This window comes from Bacillus sp. BS3(2021) (assembly GCF_021043345.1).
GTDB lineage: Bacteria > Bacillota > Bacilli > Bacillales > Bacillaceae > Bacillus > Bacillus paralicheniformis.
The window spans coordinates 110,461-134,435 of sequence record NZ_JAJNDM010000001.1 but is presented as its reverse complement, the minus strand read 5'-3'; the positions used below and the strand labels follow the sequence as shown (position 1 = coordinate 134,435).

The following is a 23,975-nucleotide window of genomic DNA, read 5'->3' as shown; positions in this document are numbered from 1 at the left end:
AAACGATCCCACCTTTATTCATATTCTTCATTTAAGACTGAGCCGCGATAAGCTCTTCAATCTCGGCGACTGTCGGCATTGCTTCAGATGAGCTGTGCTTGGAAACAACAATGGATGCGGAAGCGCTTCCGTATTTCAGCGCAGTTTCAATATCTTTGCCTGAAACGAGTCCGTAGAGGAAAGCGGAAGCGTATGAATCCCCCGCTCCAAACGTTTTTAAGACCTTCGTTTTGTATGCTTTCGCCCGGAAGATGTCTCCGGATTTGCTGTATGCATATGAACCTTCGACACCGTGCTTGATAACGACAAGATCTGCGGAATGTGCAAACAAATGCTGAACAGATTCTTCATTGCTGCCGCCGCTCTTATTTTCCATTACATCAAACTCATCACGCGTTCCGATGACAATGTCTGATTGTTCGGCAACGAGCGTATAGTAAACGGACGTTTCCTCCGCAGATGTCCACGTATATGGACGATAGTCAAGCTCAAAGACCACTTTCACTTGATGCTTTTTCGCCAGCTGCACGGCTTTCAGCACCGCTTCGCGGGAAGGGCTTTTAGCCAGCGCCGTACCTGACACAAGAAGCATCTTCGATTTTGCAATATAGTCTTCGTTCACTTCAGAAGGGGCAAGGTAAAGATCTGCAACATCATCCCTGTACATTAAAATGCTGCATTCTTCAGGGCTTAAAATTTCTGTGAAAGCAAGCCCCGCTTTATGTCCGTCTTTATCAACCGCCATTTGTGACGTATCGACACCCGTATTTCTCATATAGGTTTCGATGAATCTGCCGTGCTGGTCATCCGGAATCTTGCCGATAAAGCCGGTCTTCAATCCTAATTTGGAACTGCCGATTGCAATATTAGCCGGGGAGCCGCCGACATATTTTGAAAATGTCATCGTCTGCTCCATCGGTCTGTTGTATTCGACTGCGTTTAAATCGATGCATGCGCGGCCGATCGCTACAATGTCAAATTCTTTCTCTTCATTAAACGTATACTTCATCTTCAACAGCCTCTCCTTGCCTTATTGTTAGCGTTCCAAAATCCATTCATGGTCAGGGTCGTTATGAAACTTCCATTTCCGCGTCGGCCCTGCCATCACGTTTAAATAATAGGATGTGTATCCGTCAGGCACCCCGACAGGATGGTATCCGGCCGGCACGATGACAACGTTTCCATTTTCAACAGTCATCGTCTCGTCGATAGAACGGTCATCTGTGTAGACGCGCTGAAATACAAAGCCTTGCTGCGGGTCAAGTTCATGGTAGTATGTTTCTTCTAAAAAGGACTCTTCAGGCAGGTTGTCTTGATCATGCTTGTGCGGCGGATAGCTGGACCAGTTTCCGCTTTCAGTGTAGACTTCGACGACTAAAAGGCTGTTCGCTGAAGGATCTGAATCCGGAAGTATGTTATGAACGGTTCGTTTATTGCTGAATTTCCCGCGGTTTTCAATACCGTTGTCTTCAGCTTTGATCAGTTTCGTCGGCAGCTGATTTTCAGAAGGGGAATAGCACAGGGCAACTCTTGCCTCTGTAACCGCGGTAATGCCGAACTTGCGGTCATTTGACACATACACGCTGTCGGTCGGCTTTCTTTCGAAAACGCTTTCTCTCGTGCCGATATTTTCAAATGTCTGTTCATGATCGGTTACGGTAATCTTTCCGGTAAGCGCGACGATGCAGCATTCTTGTTTGCTCAGCGATTCTTCATAGCTGGATCCCGGTGCGAGATCAAGGACTTTAAACTCGACATAACTGAGATCCGAATTCGATTTTTTCACTTCGTGTACAAGCTTCACGCCTTGTGACAGCTCATTCGCCTGCGGCTTGCGCAACAAATGACTCATGGATAAAGCCTCCTTTTCAAACTTGAAACATGATCCGAACAGCGCGGGAACCGCGCCGCTCGGTTTTTTCACAATTATTTGAAGTCAGGCGCCGGATATCTTGCAGTGACGACCTTTTTGCGCGTATAGAAATCGACGCTGTCTTTTCCGTTCGCATGCAATGTGCCAAAGAACGAAGACTTCCATCCTGAGAACGGGAAGAATGCCATCGGAGCCGGTACGCCCAAGTTGATACCGAGCATTCCCGCATCAATGTTTTCACGGAAATAGCGGATCGCATTCGAATTCGATGTGAACAAACATGCGCCGTTTGCAAATTCGGATTGGTTGGCGATGTCAACCGCTTCTTTCAAGTTCTTCACACGGATGACTGACAATACAGGAGCAAAAATCTCGTCTTTCCAGATCGTCATATCAGTTGTGACATTGTCAAAGATTGTCGGGCCGACGAAATAGCCTTCATCTGTCACATTTTCACGTCCGTCGCAGACAAGTCTCGCACCCTCTTCAACTCCTTTTTGTATATAGCCGAGTGTGCGTTTCTTGTTGTCTTCGCGAATGACAGGTCCGAGGAATACACCGTCGTCAAGTCCGTTTCCGATTTTGACTTCAGATGCTTTCTGAACCAATTTCTCCATGAATTCATCTGCGATCCCTTCCTCAACCGTCACTACTGCACATGCCATACAGCGTTCGCCGGCAGATCCGAAAGCAGCGCCGATAATATTTGTTACCGTGTCTTCAAGATTGGCATCGTTCAGAACGATGGTGTGGTTTTTAGCGCCTGTCAGCGATTGAACGCGTTTCAGGTTTTCGCTTCCTTTTTTATAGACATATTCTCCGACCGGTTTTGAACCGACGAATGAAATCGCTTTAATTTCCGGGTGTTCGAGAATGCCGTTTACTACATCATGCGCACCGTATACGACATTGAAGACCCCTTTAGGAAGTCCGGCTTTTTCAAACAGTTCAACAAGCTTTTCCGTCAGGAGCGGCGTCCGCTCGGAAGGTTTCAGAATAAATGTGTTTCCTAACGCAATGGCCATCGGGAACATCCAGCACGGTACCATCATCGGGAAGTTAAATGGGGCAATTCCGCCGACGACTCCGATCGGGTAACGGTAGTTCGCCGCTTCAACATCGGTTGCAATTGAAGCAAGTGAATCTCCCATCATCAGGGATGGCGCTCCAGCTGCAAACTCGACATTCTCGATGCCGCGTCCAACTTCGCCCAACGCTTCTTTCGTGTTTTTTCCGTTTTCAATCGTGATGAGGTGGGCGAGCTCCTCTTTATGCTGAGTCAAAAGCTGCTGAAAGTTAAATAGAATTCTTGCCCGGCGCGGAACGGCTACTTTTGACCATGTCTTAAACGCTTCAGCCGCTGTTTGCGCTGCGTATTCGATATCCTCGCGCGTCGAAATCGGCACCTGGCAAAGCACTTCTTTCGTCGCAGGATTGACTACATCTTCGTATTTGTCGGTTTTGCTTTCAACCCATTCTCCATTAATATAGTTTCTTAACTTTCTGATTTCTGCCATTCTTATAACCTCCTTGAATATTAAACATCTCCTGGTACAGATGGGGCAGGTTCCAGCCATTATGTATGAATGCCGAACGGCTCTTCAGTGCATAACGGATTTTCGCAAAAAACAGGAATTAAACGCTTACAAAAGAAATTAATGAATAGAACAATGATTTTATCAAAAGAACCGCAACGCAATAAAACGTTTACACTCAGAAATTTCTCAACTTTATCACGTTTTGGTCACTTCTTGGTTATATTCTAATCCGGTCTTACCCATAAGTCAATCAAAATCATTAAATTTTTCTTTTGTAAGATTTATAGAAAACCTTAAAATGATTTAGAAAAACATTGTATAATAAAAAGAAACAGGACAAATCTTGCAAAAAATAGCCACTAATGTTATCATTTTTTAAGCAATTATTGGTTAACTTTTGGGTTTATTATATATATTTAGCCAAATATACTAGAAGGAGATACTTGGTATGAAGTTAATGCGGATCAAAGAAATGGAAGAATATATTTTGACCAATGGCACCGTTTCGCTTGATGAGCTTTGCCAGGTCTTTAATGTTTCCAAAAACACGGTCAGACGCGACATTAACAAGCTGACCGAGAAAGGAGTCATAAAAAAAGTCTACGGCGGCGTAACGGCGATCGAAAAAACGGCCTTAATCCCATTTGAAAACAGAACCATTCAAAACAAGGATGCCAAGATGAAAATCGCGCACTACGCTTCACGCTTTATTGAAGACCATGACCTGATCTTTATCGATTCCGGCACAACGACTCAATCCATATTGGAAACTCTTGATCCAAATAAAAATGTAACCGTTTTAACGAACAGCCTCGACATTATCAACGCTGCTGCAGCGATGCAAAATATAAACTTGATCATCATCGGCAGCAACTATAAACGGAAAACGCAGTCTTTCGTCGGCATGGATGATCCGGGAACATTGGATAAATATAATATTAATAAAGCTTTCATGTCGGCAACAGGAGCAACACTTACCCATGGACTGACGAACTCCGATCTGCTTGAATATGAAATTAAAAAGAAAATATCCGAAAAAGCAAAACAAGTATACTTGCTGGCCGACCATTCCAAATTCGGGAAGTCGACCTTGCTGACGTACGCGCCGTTTGACAGATTGCACGCGATCGTCACATCTCAGGCGCTGGATGAGGAATATCACGAGTACTGTAAAGAGCGCAACATTGAAATCCATTTGGCAAAACATGTATAGTTGAAGTGGACACCCTTGACCGGCTGTATCCAAGCGGCCGGCCAAGTTTATTGATCAACATATCATTTCAGGAGGGGAATCCAATGAAAAAAGTTAAAGTTGGCAAATCAGATTTGCACGTATTCCCGATTGGTTTGGGAACCAATGCCGTCGGAGGACATAACCTTTATCCGAATCTCAATGAAGAAACGGGAAAAGAATTGGTGCGGGAAGCGATCAGAAACGGCGTCACATTTTTAGATACCGCCTACATATACGGCATCGGCCGTTCCGAAGAATTAATCGGCGAAGTCCTCAAAGAATTCAACCGCGAGGATGTCGTGATTGCGACAAAAGCCGCCCATAAGAAAGAAGGCGACGATTTTGTCTTTGACAACTCCCCTGCATTTTTGAAAAAGTCCGTTGAAGAAAGTCTGAAGCGTCTGCAAACTGACTACATCGACCTTTTCTATATCCATTTCCCTGATGAGAACACGCCGAAAGACGAAGCGGTTCAAGCGCTCCATGAACTGAAGCAGGAAGGCAAAATCAGAGCGATCGGGGTATCCAACTTTTCGCTTGAGCAGCTGAAAGAAGCGAACAAAGACGGATTGGTGGATGTGCTCCAAGGCGAATACAACTTGCTGAACAGGGAAGCTGAGGCGACATTCTTCCCGTATACACAGGAGCATAACATCTCATTTGTTCCTTACTTCCCGCTTGTCTCCGGATTGCTCGCCGGAAAATACAGCGAAGATACAACGTTCCCGGAAGGCGACCTGAGAAGAGAAATGGAAAACTTCCAAGGCGAACGCTTCAAAGAAAACATTAGAAAAGTGAACCAGCTTGCGCCGATCGCGGAAAAACACAATGTTGACATCGCACATATCGTGTTGGCCTGGTACTTGGCAAGACCTGAAATCGATGTGTTGATCCCGGGCGCCAAACGCGCAGATCAGCTGATCGACAACCTCAAAACGGCAGAAGTCAATCTGTCTCAAGAGGACATTGATTTCATCGACCGGCTGTTCGCCCGCTAAATAATCAGGAAACCTATCTTAAAAGATAGGTTTCTTTATTTTTAAAATCATATTGACAGCGCTTCCATTTCTGGTATGATAGGAAAGAAGTTAATACAAGTGACGGAGAATGGGAGATTCACAATAAGACCCTCTTGTGCCAGGGGTTTTTTTGTGGATCTCTCTTTTTATTCGTCACATAAGGAGGCGAAAAAAAACCGGAAACCAACATTCTGCATACCGACTTGAAAGGGGAAATCATTTGATGAAAAAACTTGTCCGCAGCATCTTCCTTATAACAGCTGCAATCGTTGCCGCCGGTTTTGGACTCAGCGGGCATGCGGAGGCCGCAAGCCATTCCCAGCCGCAGCTCAATCCGAGTCAGCTATTAAATGTCGCACACCGCGGCGCATCGGGTCATGCTCCCGAACATACGCTTTTGGCTTATAAGCTTGGGCAAAAAATGAAAGGCGATTACATAGAAATCGATCTTCAAATGACAAAAGACGGACATTTGGTCGCCATGCACGATGAGACATTGGATCGCACGACCAATGGTACGGGTTTTGTCAAAGACTATACGCTGAAAGAAATCAAACAGCTTGATGCAGGCTCCTGGTTTAACGAAGCATATCCTGAGCGGGCAAAAACGGAGTACGTTGGGCTGAAAGTGCCTACCCTGGAAGAAATCATCCAAACATTCGGGAGAAGCGCGCGCTACTATATCGAAACAAAATCACCGGAAGACTATGATCATATGGAAGAAAAGCTCCTGGACATTCTGAAGCAATACAAACTGACCGGGGCAAACATTCATTCAAGCAAAGTCATCATTCAATCTTTTAGTCCTGAAAGCTTACAAATCATTCATAACGCTAATCCAAACATTCCGCTTGTGCAATTATTATGGTACGACAAACCGGCTGCCATTACTGACGCCGAATTAAAACAATATCAATCTTACAGCGTCGGACTCGGCATGAACTTTGACCGCATTGACCGGGCATACGTGCAAAAAATTCGAAGCACCGGCATGCTGGTCCATCCTTATACCGTGAATGAAAAAGAAGATATGAAGCGGCTGCTCGATTGGGGAGCGACCGGAATGTTCACCAACTTTCCGGACCGGCTGCGCGATGTTTTGCGTGAAAAGAAGTAAATGAATAAAGAAGGGGTATACCATGTTAAAACTGTTTAAACCAGCACCGCCAATTGAGCGGATGCCGGACGATCAAATTGATTCGGAATATAAGAAATTCAGACTGCAAGTTTTTCTCGGCATCTTCATCGGTTATGCGGCATACTATTTAATTCGCAAAAATTTCTCGCTTGCCATGCCTTATTTAATCGAAGAGGGATTTTCAAAGTCGGCGCTCGGCTTTGCCTTATCCGCTCTATCCATCTCTTACGGGCTGAGCAAGTTCGTGATGGCCACGATATCAGACCGGAGCAATCCGCGGATGTTCCTGCCCGCCGGTTTGATCCTTTCCGCTGTCATCAGCTTGTTGATGGGGTTTGTTCCTTTCTTCACCTCATCGATCGCCATTATGTTTATCATGCTGTTCTTAAACGGCTGGTTCCAAGGCATGGGATGGCCGCCGTCAGGACGCGTCCTTGTCCACTGGTTCAGCGTCAGCGAAAGAGGAAATAAAACAGCCATATGGAATGTCGCCCACAATGTCGGCGGGGGACTGATGGCGCCTATAGCCGTTGCCGGCGTCGCCATCTTCTCAGGCATTACGGGATCTGCTACAGGCTATGAAGGCGTATTTATTTTGCCCGCCTTGGTCGCCATCGCCGTTGCCGTCATTTCTTACTGGCTGATCCGGGATACGCCGCAGTCTGTCGGACTGCCTCCAATCGAGGAATACCGCAACGATTATTCAAGCAAGTCGAAGAAAACATTTGAAACGGAATTATCAACGAAAGAAATCCTCTTTAAATATGTATTAAATAATAAATGGGTGTGGGCGATCGCACTTGCCAACATTTTCGTGTACTTCGTCCGCTACGGCGTTCTGGATTGGGCGCCAACCTATTTAAGCGAAGAAAAAGGCTTTGATATGAGCAAATCAAGTGTCGCTTATTTTCTGTATGAATGGGCGGGGATTCCGGGGACATTGCTTTGCGGCTGGATCTCTGACAAATGGTTTAAAGGGCGCCGCGGACCGGCAGGCTTTGTCTTTATGGTAGGTGTTTTGATCGCGGTGCTTGTATACTGGTTCAATCCAGCCGGCAATCCGATGATCGACATGGCATCATTGATCGCGATCGGATTCCTCATTTACGGTCCAGTTATGCTGATCGGTCTTCAGGCACTTGACTTTGTTCCGAAAAAAGCGGCAGGTACGGCTGCAGGATTGACGGGTCTGTTCGGATACCTGGGCGGAACCTTGACGGCAAATGCGCTGATGGGTGTTATCGTCGATGCATCCGGCTGGAATGCGGGCTTTACGCTCTTAACCGCTTCATGTGCAATCGCAGCACTCATCTTTGCGATGACATGGAATGTGCGGGGACAGGAAGTTGTGAAACATTAACATCAAAAAAAGATACATCTCGCCTAAAGCTGAGATGTATCTTTTTTATTTTTATGCCATCACTTTGCATATATCATTCGTAAATTCAACGGGGTCTTCGATTGGCAAGCCTTCTATCAGCAGCGCCTGGTTGTACAGGATGCCGGTGTACAGCTTGAATTTATCTTTGTCGTTTTCAAAAGCATCCTGCAGTGTTTTGAAGACTTCGTGATTTGTATTGATTTCCAATGCTTTATCAGCCTTTACGTGCTGGTTGTCAGGCATTGCGTTTAAGATTTTCTCCATCTCGATGGTGACTTCTCCGTCAGCGGCAAGGCATACAGAGTGTGTCTTCAGCCGTTTTGACGCCCTTACGCTTTTCACTTTTCCATCCAGGGTCTTTTTCATCTCTTCAAAAAGGTCTTTGTATTGGCTGTCGTCCCCGTCTGATTGATTTTGCTCATCATCGTTTTCGATTCCGAGGTCGCCGCTGGATACCGACTTGAATTCTTTTTCTTGATAATTCGCCAGCATTTTGATGGCGAACTCATCGATGTCCTCGGTGAAATAAAGGATTTCATACCCTTTTTCCGAAACCAGCTCGGTTTGAGGAAGCTTTTCAATTCGGTCATACGAGTCGCCTGACGCATAGTAAATGTATTTTTGATCTTCAGGCATTCTGGATACATATTCATCAAGGGTGACCAGCTTTTTCTCTTTTGATGAATAGAAAAGCAGCAGGTCTTTCAGCATATCTTTATGAGCTCCAAAATCATTGTATACCCCAAATTTAAGCTGTCTGCCAAACGATTGATAAAAAGACTCGTATTTTTCTCTGTCATTTTTCAGCAAGCTTTTCAGCTCATTCTTGATTTTTTTGCTGATGTTTTTGGCAATCAGCTTCAGCTGCCTGTCATGCTGGAGCATCTCCCTCGAAATGTTGAGCGATAAGTCTTCTGAATCGACCATTCCTTTGACAAAGCTGAAGTGGTCAGGCAGCAGGTCCGGACACTTTTCCATGATCAGCACACCGTTCGAATACAGTTCAAGACCCTTCTCAAATTCCTTCGTGTAGTAGTTGAACGGAATATTTTCAGGGATGAATAAAATCGCATGATATCTCACTGCGCCGTCCACGCTTGTATGGACGTGAGCGAGCGGCTTGTCAAAACCGTAACGCTTTTCCGTATAAAACGCCTCGTAATCTTCATCTTTCAGTTCGCTTTTGTTTTTTCGCCAAATCGGCACCATGCTGTTGACTGTCTGTTCTTCCTGAACTTCTTCAAATTCATTTTCAGCGTCTTCTTTCGGCTTGTTAACGGTGACATCCATCTTGATCGGATAGCGGATGAAATCAGAATATGTTTTGATGATCGCTTTTAAGCGATGAACATCCAAGTATTCATCATAGTTTTCGTCGTCTGTATTTTCTTTCAGCTTCAAAATGACATCGGTTCCCGCTGATTCTTTCGCAGCCGGTTCGATCGTATAGCCGTCGGCCCCCGCTGATTCCCATTGATACGCTTCATCGCTGCCATGGGCTTTTGTCATGACGGTGACGGTGTCCGCAACCATAAAAGCGGCGTAGAAACCGACGCCGAACTGGCCGATAATATCGTGCCCGTCTTTTAATTCGTTTTCTTGTTTAAACGCAAGCGAGCCGCTCTTGGCAATGGTTCCAAGATGTTCTTCAAGCTCTTCTTTCGTCATGCCGATCCCGGTGTCCGCAATCGTCAGCGTTCTGTTTTCTTTGTCTGCGGAGATTTTTATGTAGTAATCATCTTTGTTAAACGTCAGTGAATCGTCTGTCAGCGCTTTGTAGTAGATTTTATCGATGGCATCGCTCGCATTGGATATCAGCTCCCTTAAAAAGACTTCCTTTTGGGAATAAATCGAGTTGATCATGATGTCCAGCAATCTCTTGGATTCTGCTTTAAATTCTTTTTTAGCCATCTGTCTCTCTCCTCTTTTGCTCATATGATATACATATATCGTTCGATTCTGTTCACAAATTAAATAACACACTGCCTGCACGATGTCAATTCATATGGCAGCGGTTTGACAACCGGCACTCCGCTTCATATAATGTGTTGTGAAGGTAAATTTGACCAAAACGAGGTGGAAAGGAATGAAAATCTTATCAACTGTTCTTAAAAGAGAATTGGCTTAAAGACGGGAGAAGTCTGCCCTTTTTTAGACAAGCCATCTCGGGAACAGTTTGATATGATTTGACATCCTTTCTTGCTGTATTTTAAATATGTAGCGGGTAAGGTGTAGTTTGCCTTACCCGTTTTTTTTGCCGGACAGGATAGCGAGGCTTCACGCTGTTCTCTTTTGATGGCTTGTTTTTTCAAAAAAAATAAGCCTGAAGGAGAGAATCACCATGAGTATTGTTCATGTCACGAATCTGACCCATATATATGGAGACCGTATTATCTTTCAAGACGCCGGGTTCCGCCTGCTGAAAGGCGAACACGCCGGCCTTGTCGGTGCAAACGGAGCCGGAAAATCGACATTGCTGCGGATTTTGACAGGCAGCCTTCTGCCCGATCACGGAAACATTGAATGGCAGCCAAACATTCGGGCCGGCTTTCTTGAACAGCATGCCAAGCTGACGAAAGGCACAACCATCCTTCAGTACATGGAGCAAGCGTACGACCGGCTGTTTGAAATCGAAAAGCAACTGAATCGGCTTGCCGAAAAAATGGCCGACGCCGAAGACAATCTGGAGGCCATTTTGAAAAGATACGGAGAGCTCCAATCCGAACTGGAGAGTTCAGGATTTTACCAAATCGGAACGAAAATTGAGGATGCCGCTCAAGGCCTCGGCTTTACGGAAATCGGGCTTGATCAGGATGTCGCGGCTTTAAGCGGCGGGCAGCGTACGAAGCTCCTGTTGGCCAAACTGCTGCTTGAAGAACCTGATGTGCTCCTGTTGGATGAGCCGACCAACTATTTGGATGCGGCCCATATTGAGTGGCTGACGGGGTATTTGAAAAACTATAAGCACGCCTTTCTCGTGATCTCACATGACGAACACTTCTTAAATGAGATCACGACGGTGACATTCCATCTGGAGCATCAAACGATCAAACGGTACTCCGGCAGCTATCAATATTTTCTGAAGGAATATGTGCAAAGCAGGGCACAGGCTGAAGCCGCATACGCCAAACAACACAGGGAAATTAAAAAGCTAGAGGGGTTTATCGACCGGAACAGGGTCCGAAAGGCGAAGCAGGCCAAAAGCAGGGAGAAAGCATTAAGCAAAATCAAGCGAATCGAAAAACCGACAGATTCTTATGTCCCCAGCTTTTCATTTAAAACGGGGCGAAATCCGGCGATGACCGTACTCAAAACGGAAAATCTTGAGGCGGGCTACACCGTTCCATTATTTAAGCCTCTTTCTCTGACCGTAAAACGGGGCGATAAAATCGCCATTACCGGAGAAAACGGCGCCGGAAAATCGACGCTCATTAAAACGCTGCTCGGTGATCTCAAGCCTCTTAGCGGCACCGTCACAGCAGGACAGCATTTACAGGCGGCCTATTTCAGACAGGAAAGTCCGGCTTCTCATCATACACCGCTTGAAAAATTGCGGGCGTTCTTTCCTGATCTATCGGAAAAAGACATCAGGCAGACGCTCGCGATATCCGGTTTGACGACAAAGCATATCAGCCAGCCCCTTGCTACGCTAAGCGGCGGTGAACAGGCAAAGGTCCGGCTGGCGGAACTGATGCTTTCAAACAGCAATCTGCTTGTTCTTGATGAACCGACAAACCATCTTGACACATCAGCAAAGCGTGCGTTAAAGCAAGCGCTCTGCGACTACAAGGGAACGATTTTGCTCGTTTCCCATGAACCGTCTTTTTATGAAGACTGGGTGACTCATATTTGGCGGATTGAAGCATGGCGCCGCAAATAGGTAAAAGCCGGCCTTTCGAAGGACCGGCTTTTTCATTTGGACAATACAAGCTCATGAATGGCGTGAGCAACGCCGTTTTCGTTATTCGTACGCGTTTCATAATCGGCCGAAGCTTTTACCTCAGGGATCGCATTCCCCATGGCGACTCCGCATCCAGCCCATTCGATCATCGACATGTCGTTTCCGTTGTCTCCAATACAGATCACTTCTTCTTGCGCGATGCCTAATATGTCGGCAAGCTGCTGAACGGCATTTCCTTTACTTGCCGCAGGGTGAAGAATTTCATAAAAGAACGGCGAGCTTTTCACCATTGTATAACGTTCCTTGACGTCTTCCGGTATTGCTGCGATCGTCCGATCCAGCTTTTCCGGTTCATCAATGTACATCGCCTTTGGCGCGAGAAGGTCTTTCGGGATTTCTTCGATCGTCCGGAACCGGAGCGGCACTTTGGTGACGTATGATTCGTGAACAGTATACGGGCTGATTTCCCGGTTTGGCGTATATAAATAAGCAGAATCAAAAAAATGCATCGGCGTATCAAGCTTTTGGCTAAGCTCATATAACGATTTCACATCATCATAGCCCAGTGTCAGCTCTGACACGACTTCTTGAGTGTGCGTATTTTGAACGAGCGCTCCGTTATAGGCGATGACATAATCGCCGTCTTCATTTAGATTCAGTTCTTCCAGATAGCGGCTTACACCGCCGAGAGGACGGCCCGTGCAGAGAACGATTTTGACGCCTTGCTTTTTTGCAGCATGCAGGGCATTCCGAACTTCCTCTGTTACTTCATGAAGATCATTCAACAATGTTCCATCCATATCTATCGCGATTAGTTTGTACATTTTACACTCTCCCTGATCAGAATCGAGCCCTAACGTCGTACTTATGACCCATACCTTCTTTATTGTATCACAGCTTTTCCCCGTCATTTTCGTCTGATGCCCACGGAAAAAACGCCTTACAGCAAATAAGGCGTTTTTCGAGCCGCTTGGCCTGCTTAAAATATTTCCTGCAGAATCGGATCTTCATCAAGGATGCGAAGCGCTTTTTCGCGATAGCCGGCTTCATGCAAGTACGTATAGCGGTTCGGCTTGACAGTGTGCGACAAATTGATCGCTTCGCGAAACTCATCTTTGTTCAGATTCAGTGTTTTCACATATTGAAAAAAGCCTGTTCTCGTAAACACCTTTTCAATCCGCTCAGCCCGGTGATCCTGTACATGAGCCATGATGTAGGTGGCTACCCCGACTTGAATGCCGTGCATCTGCGGTTTTTCCGCAATTTTGTCCAACGCATGGGAAATCAGGTGCTCAGAACCGCTGATCGGCGCGCTGTTTCCGCTGATTTCCGTGGCGATGCCTCCCATTGTCAAAGAGCTGACAAGCTCTTTTAAAAAGATCGGCTGTTTAATATCCTGCATCGGTGTACGGACAAAGCTGTTGACCGCTTTCTTGCTGAGCATCGACGCAAACGCATTTACATCGCTGACCCCTTGCCGCTCTTCAAACTCCCAATCATAAAGTGCCGTAATATTGGACATCAAATCGCCGATCCCCGCCAAAATAAAGTGCTCCGGCGCTTTTTGAATGATACTCAAATCAGCTATGATTCCATACGGAACCCTTGCCGGCACGGTTGTTTTTTTTCCTTCGACTTGAAGCGAGCAATTGCTGCTCGCAAACCCGTCATTGGATGCCGACGTCGGAATGCTGATGAACGGGGTCCGCTTGGAAAAAGCGATGTATTTTCCGCAATCGACAACATACCCGCCGCCCATGGCAATGATGACATCGTAATTCCCGATTGAAAATGCCTGCTTCAAAAGCTCCTGTATGTCCAGGTTGGACGGCAGCAAAACAGCTTCTACTTTGACATGTTGAAAGGCGGCTTTTAATGAGTGTTCATACTGCTGATAGGAAAAATCGTCAAAAAACATGATCGCCTTGTCAAACTGATGTTTTCTCAATATCTCATCCAATCGGCCAAGCACGCCTTCACTAATGTCCAAAACCGCGGGAATGGCTATGCTGGTAACCTGGCGCGGCATTAGACGATCCGCCCTTTTTCTTTAAGATACTGTTCAATGTCTTCAAATGTTTCAACGGCTACAAATGGCACCCCCTGCTGACGAAGCAAATCCTGGAGCGCATCCTTTGCAAATGTTACATCCGCAAATTTAGCCGGGTGGGAATCCGGTTCACTGTCACCTGCAAAATAAATCGTCTCGTACTCTTCTTTCAGCTTCTGAATGACCTTTGATTTATCAATCCCATAGCGCTCAGAGTAATGCCAATGATTCTCATCAATGTCCAAATGAACATTGTCTTCTTTAAAAAAGCCTTTATTTGAAAAGACCTCAACGTCTGTAATCCCGTATTTCTTTAAAATATAATGAATGTAATAATTCGTGCCGGCGCTTAAAATGTAGAAATCGCCGCCGTTTTTCTGGACATGCTGAATGAAGTCTGGCACATATTCATCAATTGGTATGGAATGAATGTCATCAATGATTTTTTGCTCGCTTTGATGAATTGAAGCAAAAACAGTTCCCAAAAACTCGATATCTTTTAATTCTCCGGCCTTCCACTTCTTGAACAATTCACGGCCTTCCGGAAAATATTTATCAATGACCATCCAGTAAAAATCCTGTTTGGAAATCGTCCCATCAAAGTCTGATACAAATGCCCATTTCTTCATACTGCATACCTCTTTTCTATGGTATTTTAAAAGATTAGATTCATTATACAAAAAGTTTGTGAAACATTGAACATAATATTATTTCTTTTTTGTGTACTTTCGTTCACAAGCTGAATCATCTGCCTCTCTGAAAAGAGACATATATGATCATTCTTGATCTGTACGCTGTTTACCTTTTTCCGTCACGGCAAATTTGCGCTTCATCGTTTTAATGTTTTCCGTCTTGCGAAACCTGAGCGCAGACCAATCTTCATCTATTGCAATTTGCCGAACCGGTTCATAGCCTTGGTCCGCAAGCAGTCCGGCTACTGTGTCGCGGCTGCAGTCCGATCCTTTGTAGACTTTCGAAGATTTTTTCGGGTAGCAAAGCCAAAACAGTCCGTCTTCCGCCAGATGACGCTCAGCCTCTTTAGCTAAAGCCTGCAACTTTGCGTTGGTCGCTGCGAATACCTGAACAAAATCGTACCGGTCAGCTTCGGCCTGATGATCGACATTGCCTTGAAATTCAGCCATGATGCCGCTGTATGCCTCTGGCGGATTCACGATCAGTACAGGCTGTCCATTATCCTTGAACTGCAGTTTTTTGATCACCGGGTTCGTTTCTGCCATACTTCATCAATCCTTTTTCTGTTTATAGTAACAAATTAACCAAAACAGCACTAATCATACTTAGCAAAAAAAGTGATAGACGAAAGAGGGATTCATTTGCTATATTTACATTGATAATGCGAATCATTATCACTTAGATAATTTCATATGCTTTATATCAACAGGAGGGTCAAGTGAAAAAGAACTTATTGATAATCGGTTTAGTTATGCTGTTGTGTATCGTGATCAGCGCCTGTGGAGGCGGCAATTCGTCAAACAGCAACAAAGAAAAAGCGTCTGAAGAAACGACAAGAACATATCAATCAACGCGTGGAAAAGTAGACATTCCAACACATCCAAAGCGCATCGTGACAGACTTTTATGCCGGTGAACTGTTCACGGTCGGCGCCAATGTCGTCGGCTCCGGCTCGTGGTCTTTCTCCAATCCGTTTTTAAAGGACCGTATGAAAGATGTGACAGATTTAGGCGACCCAATTAATGTGGAAAAAGTCATGAAACTGAAGCCTGATTTAATTGTTGTCATGAACGATGAAAATTACGACAAACTGTCCAAAATCGCACCGACCGTTGTGATTCCTTATAATACGGCGAAAAATGTTCAGGAAACCGTTAAGATGTTTGGCGACATTGCAGGAGCTAAAGAAGAAGCTGAACAATTCCTTGCCGATTTCGAACAGAAATCGAAATCAGCAAGGAAAAAAATCGCTCAAGTCGTCGATAAAAAGGCTACTTTCGGTATTTATGAAAACACAGAAAAAGGACAATTCTGGGTGTTCAATGACAACGGCGGCCGCGGAGGCCAAGCCGTGTACAACGCGCTCGGCTTAAAAGCGCCTGAAAAGATTCAAAAGGACATCTTCAAAAAAGGCGACATCAAAGAACTATCCTTGGAAGTCGTACCTGAATATGCTGCCGACTACATGTTTGTAACAGACTATAACCCGAACGGCGACAGCAAGACGCTGGACAAACTCAAGCAGTCTTCCATTTGGAAAAACCTTGACGCCGTCAAAAACAATCGTGTCTTTATCAACGACTTTGACACGTTCTACCCGTACGATCCGATCTCTGTCAGCAAACAGGTTGATTTGATTACGGAAATGCTGGTGAAGCGTGAGAAAGAGAATAAGTAAAAAAGCTGGAATTTCCAGCTTTTTTTATTGTTTTCTTTCTTGAATGTTTGAAATCTTAAAAGCAAATTGAAAGATAAAAAAGAAAGGAATGTAGAAAAGAAAAAACATCAATATTTGAAATGATAACCCTTCCAAAGTAAATGGATAAGAAATGTCATGAAACAGAAAAGATAATGCCATCCAAACGACAAAGGCAAACAACCCGGCTTTAAAGCCAAGTCCCCTCTTTTTTCTCAACAGACCTTTGCTCACAAGCCTAATAGAATAATAGCCGCTGCCAATGAAAAAAAGAATGATCAGTAACAGATTGCTCGGTATCTCGTATGAGGTCGTGATAAAGATGGAAATAAAGATGAGTGAAAGAAGAAGCACAAACCCTTCATATCCAACTTTTCTTTCCTGGTCAGCCTTTTGATTTTCACTCATTACGTTCGCCTCCTCTCTACTATTTCCATTTAAACCAACAGAAACCATGTTAACAATAAACATCCATGAAAACAATGATTTAACACGCATGCCCCCCGCTGTTTCACGTGAAACAAAAAACACAGCGAAAAATAGATATTTTGGAATCAATTGCGTAAAATGAAAATAATGACAAAAAAGGGAGGGATCATGATGGGAATCAAAAAGGTTGGACAAATTGGGGTACCGGTTCAAGACCTGGAACGGGCTGCGGCATTTTATCAGGATGTATTAGGCTTGTCCCTTTTATTTCAGACAGATCGTATGGCTTTCTTTGAGTGCGGCGGGCTGCGGCTTCTTCTCAGTCTCCCGGAAAAAGATGAATTTGCTCATGCAAGCTCCGTCATCTATTTTCAAGTTGAAGATTTGCCGGCAGTATATAATGAAATCGCTACAAAAGGCGTTTCTTTTCCAATAGAGCCGCATGTGGCGGCGAAAATCGAGCAAACGGAAACCTGGATGGCCTTCTTTAAAGATACCGAAGGAAATACCCTCGCTTTGATGAGTGAAATGCAAGTCTAAAAAACAAAAAAACAGCTGAGCACCTCAGCTGCTTTTCACATCATCACAAGCCGATTGACACGTACGATTTAATTCACAGGCGGCGCATTTTCCTTTCCGGCTTCGTCTGAAAAATTTAATAAGCGTCCATGCCGCATAACCGAAGATGAGCGCTCCGATCGTGATATTAAACAACATGCCGTCACATCCTTCCTATGATAACCCAAGCAATCGTCCGCCCTGATAAATCAAGAACGCGATCGCATACGCAATGGCCAGTCCGTAAACAATGGACAGGAACATCCACTTTTTCGAGTTTGTTTCTTTTTTAATCACCGCGACTGTCGCGAGGCATGGTACGTATAAAAGAACGAAAGCCATAAATCCGTAAGCGGCCAGCGGTGTAAATTGCTCAGCCATCATGCCTTGCAGCTGGGCTTCAGGTACGAAATAGATGATGCTCATCGAAGCAACGACAACTTCCTTCGCCAGAAAACCGGTTAATAGTGATGCCGCTGCCTGCCATGTACCGAACCCCAGCGGCATCAACAACGGTGCGAGCACTCCGCCAATCATTGCTAAAAAGCTGTCATCCATCTCAACGCCCGTTCCACCGGGCCCTGTATACGATAAAAGCCAAATGAGGACAGAACCGCCAAAAATGTAAGTCCCGGCTTTGCGGACGAAACCTTTGCCCTTTTCCCATGTTGCCCGCCACAATGTACGCGCTTGAGGCAAACGATAAGGCGGCAGTTCAATCACGAAAAACGACTTTTCTTCTTTGAGCTTGGATGAGGATAAAAACTTCGCCAGCACCAGCGCCGCAGCAATGCCCAGCACATACAAGGTCAGGACGACGAAAGCCTGATGAGCCGCAAAAAATGCCCCTGCAAACAAAGCATAAACCGGAAGTCTTGCCGAACAGGACATAAATGGCGTCAGCATAATCGTCAAAAGTCTTTCCTTAGGCTGCTCTACAGTTCGTGCAGCCATGACGCCCGGAACATTGCAGCCGAAGCCGATGATCAGCGGTATAAAGGCTTTACCGTTTAAACCGATCGCCTCCATCAGACGGTCCATCACCATGGCCACACGCGCCATGTACCCGGAATCTTCGAGCACCGAAATGAAGAAAAACAGAATAAAAATCTGCGGGACGAAAACGAGGACACCGCCGACACCGGCAATGATCCCATCGAGAATGAGCGCCTCGATAAACGGGCTGGCTCCCATTGCCGACAGTGCCGAAGCCGTCCATTCCGTCAGCGGTCCGCCGATGAAACCGTCCAGTGTATCAGACAATGGAACACCAAGCCAGTCAAACGTCAGCATGAACATGAGATACATGAACAACAAAAAAATCGGAATGCCAAGCACCGGATGCGTAACGATCTGATCCACGCGTTCAGTCAGCGTCTGTTTTCGGTCTGACTGATATTCAACAGAGGATGACATGATGCGGTCAATCCATCGTTCTCTCTCATTGTAAATATGCTGATGCAGCGATTTTGCGGATTGTTCCTGAAGAAGGCGTTTTTCTGTCTCCTCGTAAATTTCCTTTAACCGTTCGCTGTCGGCCGCGTCTTCCAGCTGCTCTTTCATTTTCGAGTTGCCTTCCAAATATTGAAGAGCCATCCACCGTTTTAAAACGCCGGGACGTTCCGGTATGATCGACTCGATCCGGCCAATCGCTTCTTCTACTGTGCTTCCGTAATTGATGACGAGCGGCTTTGTTCTCTTTTCTTTTTCAAGAAGCAAATGCCGGCTCAGTTCATCACACCCTTTGCCGCTGCGGGCAATCACAGGAATCACCGGAACATCTAGCGCTGCAGACAACTTTTGATGATCAATGAAGACGCCTCGCTGTCCTGCGACATCGATCATATTTAAACCGATTGTGAGCGGATGACCAAATTCGAGGAGCTGCACAGTTAAGTGCAAATTCCGCTTTAATTGGGATGCATCGACAATATTCAATATGTCTGAAAATGATTCGTTGAGCAGGAAGTCAGTGACGACCCCTTCATCGCGGGACAGCGGGCTCAATGTATAAACGCCCGGGAGATCGACCATCATTCCTTGTTTATGGCGGAGCAGTCCCACCTTTTTCTCAACGGTCACCCCACTCCAGTTGCCGACATACTCATAGGAGCCTGTCAGCGCGTTAAACAATGACGTTTTCCCCGTATTCGGATTTCCGAAAAGGGCAATCTGCCGGCTGTTCATAGCTTTTCAATCCTGATCTTTTTTGCTTCTTCAAGCCGTATGCCGAGGCACTGTCCGCCTGACTCAAACATGAACGGTCCGCCAAACGGCAATTTCCGCTGCACGCAAATTTCAGCTTCTTCTTTCATCCCGAGCTGAATGAGCCTGCGCTGAACAAGTTCATTCACTTCTGAAAAATCTATGATTCTTGCTCTCTCTTTTTGTTTTAATTCAGCTAAAACCATTGTTGAGGCCTCCACATTATGAAAATGATAATCGTTATCATAATATGATTATAGGCAATAAGCCACCTTCCATTTAAAAGAAGATGTGTCAAAACCGGAACATTTTTGCGAGAATATAAAAAAGCGAAAAGCTCCGGCGGTGCAACCTGCCGTTCTGGCTTTTCGCTCTATCAATCTAAGTCGTTAACCGGCATGATGGCTCACTTTTTGCTCGATTCTCCTCTTTTTCGGCACATAAATTTTTCCGACAAACATATAGCCATACTTCAATTTATTGACGGCCCAAGATATGAAAACCGCAACGCCTGTAGAGATCGAAAACAAGAGCAAAACAGCCGAAACCGTACCGATGCTTTCAAAGCTCGTTAAAATGACCAATCCGAAAATCAGGATAAAAGCGTGCAATAAATAAATAGAAAAAGAATAGTTGCTGATCATCATGATCAGCTTCGGCACCGACTTCAGTTTTGAAAACAGGTGAAAGCATAAGAAAATGATGCTTGTTGAATAAAGCAGGATATCCGGACGCTTTGACGTCACTGCGATGTCTTGTCCGAAGTAGGAAACCGCTACAATGAAACATCCGGTCACAGCAGCCGCTGCATATACCGCATGCCTGTATCGTTCCAGCAATGCCAAAAAGCGCTCGTAATTTTTGCCGCAATAATAGGCCAAACAAAAATAAAAGAGCCAGCCGGGAAACGGCACCCATGAAAAAGGAAACGGCGCCTCTTCCTGTACAACCGGAGGTTGAATGAACGTGAAATAGCTCAAATAAGCCGCTGTGACCGCAAAAGAAATCGAGAGCACCCATTTAGGCGACGCCTTTTGCAAAAATGAATGGAAGCACATGTGCAACAAGTAAAATTGAAAGATGACGAGGATGAAATAACCGATGAAATTCCCCAGGAAAATATTCGCCAACAGTTTTTTTAAAATGACCGATGCATGAAATTGCTGCATCATCAGACCAGCGGTCATAAAAGCATCCAAAACAGCGATAAATAGAAAAGGGATGAAAATCGTTTTAAACCGCTTTTTTAAAAACCCTTCCGGAACGCCGCCAGGGTAAGCATGCGCGAGCAAAAATTCGGAAATAAAAATAAACGCAGGCGTACTGAACATCAGGAGCGTTCTGAAAGATTCAACAACCCGGAAAACCGTATCTCCAAGCATGTCCGCCCGCACCATGAGCACCATCGATATCGCATGAAGCAAAACAACGCTTAAGCAGGAAATAAAGCGAATAACAAATATTTCTTTTACCTGCAAATCGATCACTCCTCTTTCAAATTTGAAATAATATCAAATTAACATAATCATCCAAATGAAGAAAGAGGCAAAATACATAGGTATGTTTATCCCAAATTTTCCGGCTGCAAGTATAAAAAAAGATTAGACGCAGTCTAATCTTTTTTAAATCGCCGCTTTTATCTGTTTTGTATAGTAGAAGCGGACAATGAAGTAATATATAACCTGGATGGCGAAGAACACGCCGAGCACCATTGCAGATTCCTTGAAGAGGTTGTACTGAAAGGCATGCGATAAAGCGGTCAGCGCCACAGCTCCATGGACAAGGGCAACAGCGATAGGCGCGAAGAACAGAATGCCGATCTGCCTGTTCAGCACTTTATGCAGTTCCCGGTCTGTTAAGCCCATTTTGGCAATCGATTTGAATTTCTGCTTATCATCGTCCAAATCAGTGTACAAGCGGAAGTAGAGAAAACTTCCTGCTGAAACGAAGAAGACGATTCCGATAAACAGTCCAACAAATAATACCGGGCCATACCCTTTGCTTATATCATATACCTCATAATCTACAGCCGCGAAATAAATCCGATCCAGTTTCTTTTGCAGAACCTCCCCGGCTTTCACTAAAGCCATGCCGTCAGATTCTTTTGCCTGCCAGGCATAGAACCGGTTTTCGCTTTTCGGTTTTTTCAACTGTGCGAAATCTTTGTCTGTCACAATATAATAACTGTTTTCAGATAACGCTTTTGAACGGACCGTTTTGTCAGCCTGCAGCTTTTGTCCGGTTGCAAGAGGGATTGATGAAGGGAGCGGCTGGTCGTCTTCTCCCTCTAGGCCAACCTTGACATCATACTCGGCAGCTGCGGCTTTCCCTTCTTCAAGCTTGACGTGGTCGGCCCCGACCAGATCGGCAAACTTGTTATAGTCAGATTCTTTCACAATCAGCATGTCATGGCCATCGACATCGAAATATTGAAGGACAGCTGATGCTTTGTCTGTTTTGATATTTCGTTCTTTTAGCGTGTCGTTGATGAAAGCCACGTCTTGTTCGGTGTCTTTGTTTGTTTTCGGCGGTTTATACGAGAACGTATGCGGGTTCATATCTTTAATTCCGTTTGTCAGCAGAGTTTGGAAACCATACAGCGTCCCAATCGCACTGAACGCGACAGTAGAGATAATGGCCACCATAAAAAACGTCCGCGCATTGTCTTTCATCCTGTAAGACAGATCAGAAAACAAAATCATATTCGTTTTCCGCCAAAACAGGCTTTCCCGTTTTTTGAGCCTGCGGATCACATAAACACTCAGCTGCGTAAACAGCAGATATGTGCCGATAATGACAACAATCGTCACCGGAACCATCGCCACAAGAACGCCTATTTTCTTGACAATCAAAGCGGTGTAATAGCCTCCGGTAAGCAGAACAGCTGCAACCACTGTAAGCAAGGCAGATGCTTTCGGCTCCCCTTTGGAGATTTTGTTTCCTTTTAGCAGAACAATCAGCTTCTCGCTCCTGAGCACAAATGACACAAGAAAAGAAATAAATAAGAACAGGCCGTTAAAAGAAATAAACGTCACAATGATCGCCATCAACGGAAAATAAAAATCGAGCTTGTTATCAATAATCAGCACATTTTCCGCTGTGAGCAGTATCAATTTGGCGAAGACAAGTCCGAGCACAATCCCGCCGATTGTCGCAAAAAGCCCAATCAGCATATTTTCAAGAAATACCATCATACGAATTTGGCGCATAGACATCCCTTGGATCATTAAAACGCCGAATTCCTTTTTTCTCGATTGAAGAAACGAACTCATTGAGTACAGAACAAAGAAGAAAGAAAAGACAAAGATAATGCCGCTGGAGACTAACAGGCCAATGGAAACATGCTGCCCGATGCCGGAGGTCAAAGAATCACTTGTCATCACCGGGTGGAAAGCAAAGATCGCGAATGCGAAAAAAACCATCACTGTAAACATGCTGCTGAGAAAATAAGCGGCATACAGCCTTTTGTTGCGAATGACGTTGTTAAACGCGAACTGACGAAAGGTCATTTGCATCCCCTCCCAACAAGGACAGTGTATCGAGAATCTTTTGGAAAAACGCTTGGCGGTTATCGCCGCGGTTGATCTCCGAATACAGCTTTCCATCCTTAATAAAGACGACCCGGTTGCAATAGCTTGCCGCCTGAGGGTCATGCGTGACAAGCATCATGGTCGCTTTTTCGTTGCGGTTGATCGATTCAAGCATTTCCATCACATCTTTGGATGACTTTGAATCAAGGTTGCCTGTCGGCTCATCAGCAAGCAGAAGCTTCGGCGAATGAATCATCGCTCTCGCTACAGCGGCGCGCTGGGCCTGACCGCCCGAAATCTCATATGTGCGCTTTTTCATAATGTGGGTAATTCCAAGCTTTTCAGCTAAATCGTTTGCCCTCCGCTTCATTTCCCTGACCTTTTCACCGTCAAGCGTCAAAGGAAGTACGATATTTTCTTCAACGGTTAATGTCGGCAGAAGATTAAAGTCCTGAAACACAAATCCCAGCTCTCTGCGGCGAAATTTAGCCAATTTTTCTTTTTTGAGAACATGCGGGTTTTGGCCGCTGATCAATATTTCGCCCGTCGTCGGTTCATCGATCGTTGCAATCATATTTAATAGGGTCGTTTTTCCGCTTCCGGACGGCCCCATGATGCCGACGAATTCACCTTTATCAATCGTTAGGTTAATATCCGTTAACGCGCGATACGCAATTTTTCCTTCGTAAATCTTACTGGCTTGTTTGACCTGAAGCATCACAAGATCCCC

At 45.2% G+C, this 23,975-nt stretch carries 22 protein-coding genes; 7 read left to right on the top strand and 15 right to left on the bottom strand.

The features are described from left to right. Nucleotides 1–31 precede the first annotated feature (31 nt). The 3 genes from iolC to iolA form a co-directional block, all read right to left on the bottom strand. Complete coding sequence (iolC, locus tag LQ247_RS00640; protein WP_095323585.1) at nucleotides 32–1,009, bottom strand: 5-dehydro-2-deoxygluconokinase; 978 nt, start codon at nucleotides 1,007–1,009, stop codon at nucleotides 32–34. A gap of 27 nt (nucleotides 1,010–1,036) precedes the next feature. Continuing rightward, the gene (gene iolB / locus LQ247_RS00635; protein ID WP_020453546.1) at nucleotides 1,037–1,852 is read right to left on the bottom strand and encodes a 5-deoxy-glucuronate isomerase; all 816 of its coding nucleotides are present in this window, start codon (nucleotides 1,850–1,852) and stop codon (nucleotides 1,037–1,039) included. 74 nt (nucleotides 1,853–1,926) lie between these two features. After that, nucleotides 1,927–3,390 (bottom strand): methylmalonate-semialdehyde dehydrogenase, encoded by a 1,464-nt coding sequence (gene iolA / locus LQ247_RS00630; RefSeq protein ID WP_144497504.1) that lies wholly within the window; start codon nucleotides 3,388–3,390, stop codon nucleotides 1,927–1,929. A 469-nt stretch (nucleotides 3,391–3,859) separates the two neighbouring features. On the opposite strand from iolA, the gene LQ247_RS00625 reads away from it, so the two are divergent. The 4 genes from LQ247_RS00625 to glpT all read left to right on the top strand — a co-directional run bounded on the left by LQ247_RS00625 (nucleotide 3,860) and on the right by glpT (nucleotide 8,162). Further along, complete coding sequence (locus LQ247_RS00625) at nucleotides 3,860–4,624, top strand: DeoR/GlpR family DNA-binding transcription regulator (RefSeq protein WP_025810534.1); 765 nt, start codon at nucleotides 3,860–3,862, stop codon at nucleotides 4,622–4,624. Between the two features lie 83 nt (nucleotides 4,625–4,707). Then, a complete protein-coding gene (locus LQ247_RS00620; RefSeq protein ID WP_025810533.1) occupies nucleotides 4,708–5,643 on the top strand; it encodes an aldo/keto reductase in 936 nt (311 codons plus the stop codon). Between the two features lie 244 nt (nucleotides 5,644–5,887). Then, nucleotides 5,888–6,781, top strand: coding sequence for a glycerophosphodiester phosphodiesterase (locus tag LQ247_RS00615; RefSeq protein ID WP_020453550.1), 894 nt, complete (start codon nucleotides 5,888–5,890; stop codon nucleotides 6,779–6,781). A gap of 22 nt (nucleotides 6,782–6,803) precedes the next feature. Further along, nucleotides 6,804–8,162, top strand: coding sequence for a glycerol-3-phosphate transporter (gene glpT, locus LQ247_RS00610; protein ID WP_020453551.1), 1,359 nt, complete (start codon nucleotides 6,804–6,806; stop codon nucleotides 8,160–8,162). A gap of 51 nt (nucleotides 8,163–8,213) precedes the next feature. On the opposite strand, the gene htpG is transcribed toward glpT, so the two are convergent. Beyond that, nucleotides 8,214–10,094: a molecular chaperone HtpG gene (gene htpG / locus LQ247_RS00605; RefSeq protein ID WP_023856871.1), complete on the bottom strand. Its 1,881-nt coding sequence runs from the start codon at nucleotides 10,092–10,094 to the stop codon at nucleotides 8,214–8,216. A 430-nt stretch (nucleotides 10,095–10,524) separates the two neighbouring features. Here htpG and LQ247_RS00600 point away from each other — a divergent pair, with 430 nt between their 5' ends. Then, complete coding sequence (locus LQ247_RS00600) at nucleotides 10,525–12,063, top strand: ABC-F family ATP-binding cassette domain-containing protein (protein WP_231005411.1); 1,539 nt, start codon at nucleotides 10,525–10,527, stop codon at nucleotides 12,061–12,063. Nucleotides 12,064–12,095: 32 nt separating this feature from the next. On the opposite strand, the gene yidA is transcribed toward LQ247_RS00600, so the two are convergent. The 4 genes from yidA to LQ247_RS00580 all read right to left on the bottom strand — a co-directional run bounded on the left by yidA (nucleotide 12,096) and on the right by LQ247_RS00580 (nucleotide 15,372). After that, entirely contained in the window at nucleotides 12,096–12,908 is an 813-nt protein-coding gene (yidA, locus tag LQ247_RS00595) for a sugar-phosphatase (protein ID WP_020453554.1), read from the bottom strand. 155 nt (nucleotides 12,909–13,063) lie between these two features. Beyond that, nucleotides 13,064–14,113, bottom strand: coding sequence for an iron-containing alcohol dehydrogenase family protein (locus tag LQ247_RS00590; RefSeq protein WP_035338073.1), 1,050 nt, complete (start codon nucleotides 14,111–14,113; stop codon nucleotides 13,064–13,066). Next, the gene (locus LQ247_RS00585; protein ID WP_020453556.1) at nucleotides 14,113–14,763 is read right to left on the bottom strand and encodes an MtnX-like HAD-IB family phosphatase; all 651 of its coding nucleotides are present in this window, start codon (nucleotides 14,761–14,763) and stop codon (nucleotides 14,113–14,115) included. The genes LQ247_RS00590 and LQ247_RS00585 overlap by 1 nt, the downstream gene beginning before the upstream one ends. A 147-nt stretch (nucleotides 14,764–14,910) precedes the next feature. Further along, on the bottom strand, nucleotides 14,911–15,372 hold the full coding sequence (locus LQ247_RS00580) for a DUF3052 domain-containing protein (protein WP_145623889.1): 462 nt from the start codon (nucleotides 15,370–15,372) through the stop codon (nucleotides 14,911–14,913). A 173-nt stretch (nucleotides 15,373–15,545) separates the two neighbouring features. Here LQ247_RS00580 and LQ247_RS00575 point away from each other — a divergent pair, with 173 nt between their 5' ends. After that, the gene (locus tag LQ247_RS00575) at nucleotides 15,546–16,505 is read left to right on the top strand and encodes an iron-hydroxamate ABC transporter substrate-binding protein (RefSeq protein WP_043054517.1); all 960 of its coding nucleotides are present in this window, start codon (nucleotides 15,546–15,548) and stop codon (nucleotides 16,503–16,505) included. A 24-nt stretch (nucleotides 16,506–16,529) separates the two neighbouring features. Here LQ247_RS00575 and LQ247_RS00570 read toward each other — a convergent pair whose 3' ends face one another. Further along, entirely contained in the window at nucleotides 16,530–16,931 is a 402-nt protein-coding gene (locus LQ247_RS00570) for a hypothetical protein (protein WP_020453559.1), read from the bottom strand. A 192-nt stretch (nucleotides 16,932–17,123) separates the two neighbouring features. Between LQ247_RS00570 and LQ247_RS00565 the strand changes: the two genes are divergently transcribed. Continuing rightward, nucleotides 17,124–17,492 carry a VOC family protein gene (locus LQ247_RS00565; RefSeq protein WP_023856866.1) on the top strand — a complete coding sequence of 123 codons (369 nt, stop codon included), beginning with the start codon at nucleotides 17,124–17,126 and terminating at the stop codon, nucleotides 17,490–17,492. Nucleotides 17,493–17,516: 24 nt separating this feature from the next. Here the strand turns inward: LQ247_RS00565 and LQ247_RS00560 are convergent, their stop codons facing one another. The 6 genes from LQ247_RS00560 to LQ247_RS00535 all read right to left on the bottom strand — a co-directional run bounded on the left by LQ247_RS00560 (nucleotide 17,517) and on the right by LQ247_RS00535 (nucleotide 23,963). After that, nucleotides 17,517–17,669, bottom strand: a complete 153-nt coding sequence (locus LQ247_RS00560) for a FeoB-associated Cys-rich membrane protein (RefSeq protein WP_231005410.1) — start codon at nucleotides 17,667–17,669, stop codon at nucleotides 17,517–17,519. A gap of 15 nt (nucleotides 17,670–17,684) precedes the next feature. Continuing rightward, nucleotides 17,685–19,697 (bottom strand): ferrous iron transport protein B, encoded by a 2,013-nt coding sequence (gene feoB, locus LQ247_RS00555; protein WP_020453561.1) that lies wholly within the window; start codon nucleotides 19,695–19,697, stop codon nucleotides 17,685–17,687. After that, a complete protein-coding gene (locus LQ247_RS00550; RefSeq protein WP_020453562.1) occupies nucleotides 19,694–19,921 on the bottom strand; it encodes a FeoA family protein in 228 nt (75 codons plus the stop codon). Before LQ247_RS00550 ends, feoB begins: the two co-directional genes overlap by 4 nt. Nucleotides 19,922–20,104: 183 nt before the next feature. Continuing rightward, nucleotides 20,105–21,193: an acyltransferase family protein gene (locus LQ247_RS00545; RefSeq protein WP_020453563.1), complete on the bottom strand. Its 1,089-nt coding sequence runs from the start codon at nucleotides 21,191–21,193 to the stop codon at nucleotides 20,105–20,107. A gap of 144 nt (nucleotides 21,194–21,337) precedes the next feature. Beyond that, the gene (locus tag LQ247_RS00540; RefSeq protein WP_020453564.1) at nucleotides 21,338–23,224 is read right to left on the bottom strand and encodes an FtsX-like permease family protein; all 1,887 of its coding nucleotides are present in this window, start codon (nucleotides 23,222–23,224) and stop codon (nucleotides 21,338–21,340) included. Next, nucleotides 23,199–23,963 carry an ABC transporter ATP-binding protein gene (locus LQ247_RS00535; protein WP_020453565.1) on the bottom strand — a complete coding sequence of 255 codons (765 nt, stop codon included), beginning with the start codon at nucleotides 23,961–23,963 and terminating at the stop codon, nucleotides 23,199–23,201. The genes LQ247_RS00540 and LQ247_RS00535 overlap by 26 nt, the downstream gene beginning before the upstream one ends. Between the last annotated feature and the right edge of the window lie 12 nt (nucleotides 23,964–23,975).

Excerpts from the sequence above, each read along its gene's own strand:
- iolC (WP_095323585.1), bottom strand. The coding sequence starts at position 1,009 with ATGAAGTATACGTTTAATGAAGAGAAAGAATTTGACATTGTAGCGATC.
- iolB (WP_020453546.1), bottom strand. The coding sequence starts at position 1,852 with ATGAGTCATTTGTTGCGCAAGCCGCAGGCGAATGAGCTGTCACAAGGC.
- iolA (WP_144497504.1), bottom strand. The coding sequence starts at position 3,390 with ATGGCAGAAATCAGAAAGTTAAGAAACTATATTAATGGAGAATGGGTT.
- LQ247_RS00625 (WP_025810534.1), top strand. The coding sequence starts at position 3,860 with ATGAAGTTAATGCGGATCAAAGAAATGGAAGAATATATTTTGACCAAT.
- LQ247_RS00620 (WP_025810533.1), top strand. The coding sequence starts at position 4,708 with ATGAAAAAAGTTAAAGTTGGCAAATCAGATTTGCACGTATTCCCGATT.
- LQ247_RS00615 (WP_020453550.1), top strand. The coding sequence starts at position 5,888 with ATGAAAAAACTTGTCCGCAGCATCTTCCTTATAACAGCTGCAATCGTT.
- glpT (WP_020453551.1), top strand. The coding sequence starts at position 6,804 with ATGTTAAAACTGTTTAAACCAGCACCGCCAATTGAGCGGATGCCGGAC.
- htpG (WP_023856871.1), bottom strand. The coding sequence starts at position 10,094 with ATGGCTAAAAAAGAATTTAAAGCAGAATCCAAGAGATTGCTGGACATC.
- LQ247_RS00600 (WP_231005411.1), top strand. The coding sequence starts at position 10,525 with ATGAGTATTGTTCATGTCACGAATCTGACCCATATATATGGAGACCGT.
- yidA (WP_020453554.1), bottom strand. The coding sequence starts at position 12,908 with ATGTACAAACTAATCGCGATAGATATGGATGGAACATTGTTGAATGAT.
- LQ247_RS00590 (WP_035338073.1), bottom strand. The coding sequence starts at position 14,113 with ATGCCGCGCCAGGTTACCAGCATAGCCATTCCCGCGGTTTTGGACATT.
- LQ247_RS00585 (WP_020453556.1), bottom strand. The coding sequence starts at position 14,763 with ATGAAGAAATGGGCATTTGTATCAGACTTTGATGGGACGATTTCCAAA.
- LQ247_RS00580 (WP_145623889.1), bottom strand. The coding sequence starts at position 15,372 with ATGGCAGAAACGAACCCGGTGATCAAAAAACTGCAGTTCAAGGATAAT.
- LQ247_RS00570 (WP_020453559.1), bottom strand. The coding sequence starts at position 16,931 with ATGAGTGAAAATCAAAAGGCTGACCAGGAAAGAAAAGTTGGATATGAA.
- LQ247_RS00565 (WP_023856866.1), top strand. The coding sequence starts at position 17,124 with ATGGGAATCAAAAAGGTTGGACAAATTGGGGTACCGGTTCAAGACCTG.
- LQ247_RS00560 (WP_231005410.1), bottom strand. The coding sequence starts at position 17,669 with ATGTTGTTTAATATCACGATCGGAGCGCTCATCTTCGGTTATGCGGCA.
- feoB (WP_020453561.1), bottom strand. The coding sequence starts at position 19,697 with ATGAACAGCCGGCAGATTGCCCTTTTCGGAAATCCGAATACGGGGAAA.
- LQ247_RS00550 (WP_020453562.1), bottom strand. The coding sequence starts at position 19,921 with ATGGTTTTAGCTGAATTAAAACAAAAAGAGAGAGCAAGAATCATAGAT.
- LQ247_RS00540 (WP_020453564.1), bottom strand. The coding sequence starts at position 23,224 with ATGACCTTTCGTCAGTTCGCGTTTAACAACGTCATTCGCAACAAAAGG.
- LQ247_RS00535 (WP_020453565.1), bottom strand. The coding sequence starts at position 23,963 with ATGCTTCAGGTCAAACAAGCCAGTAAGATTTACGAAGGAAAAATTGCG.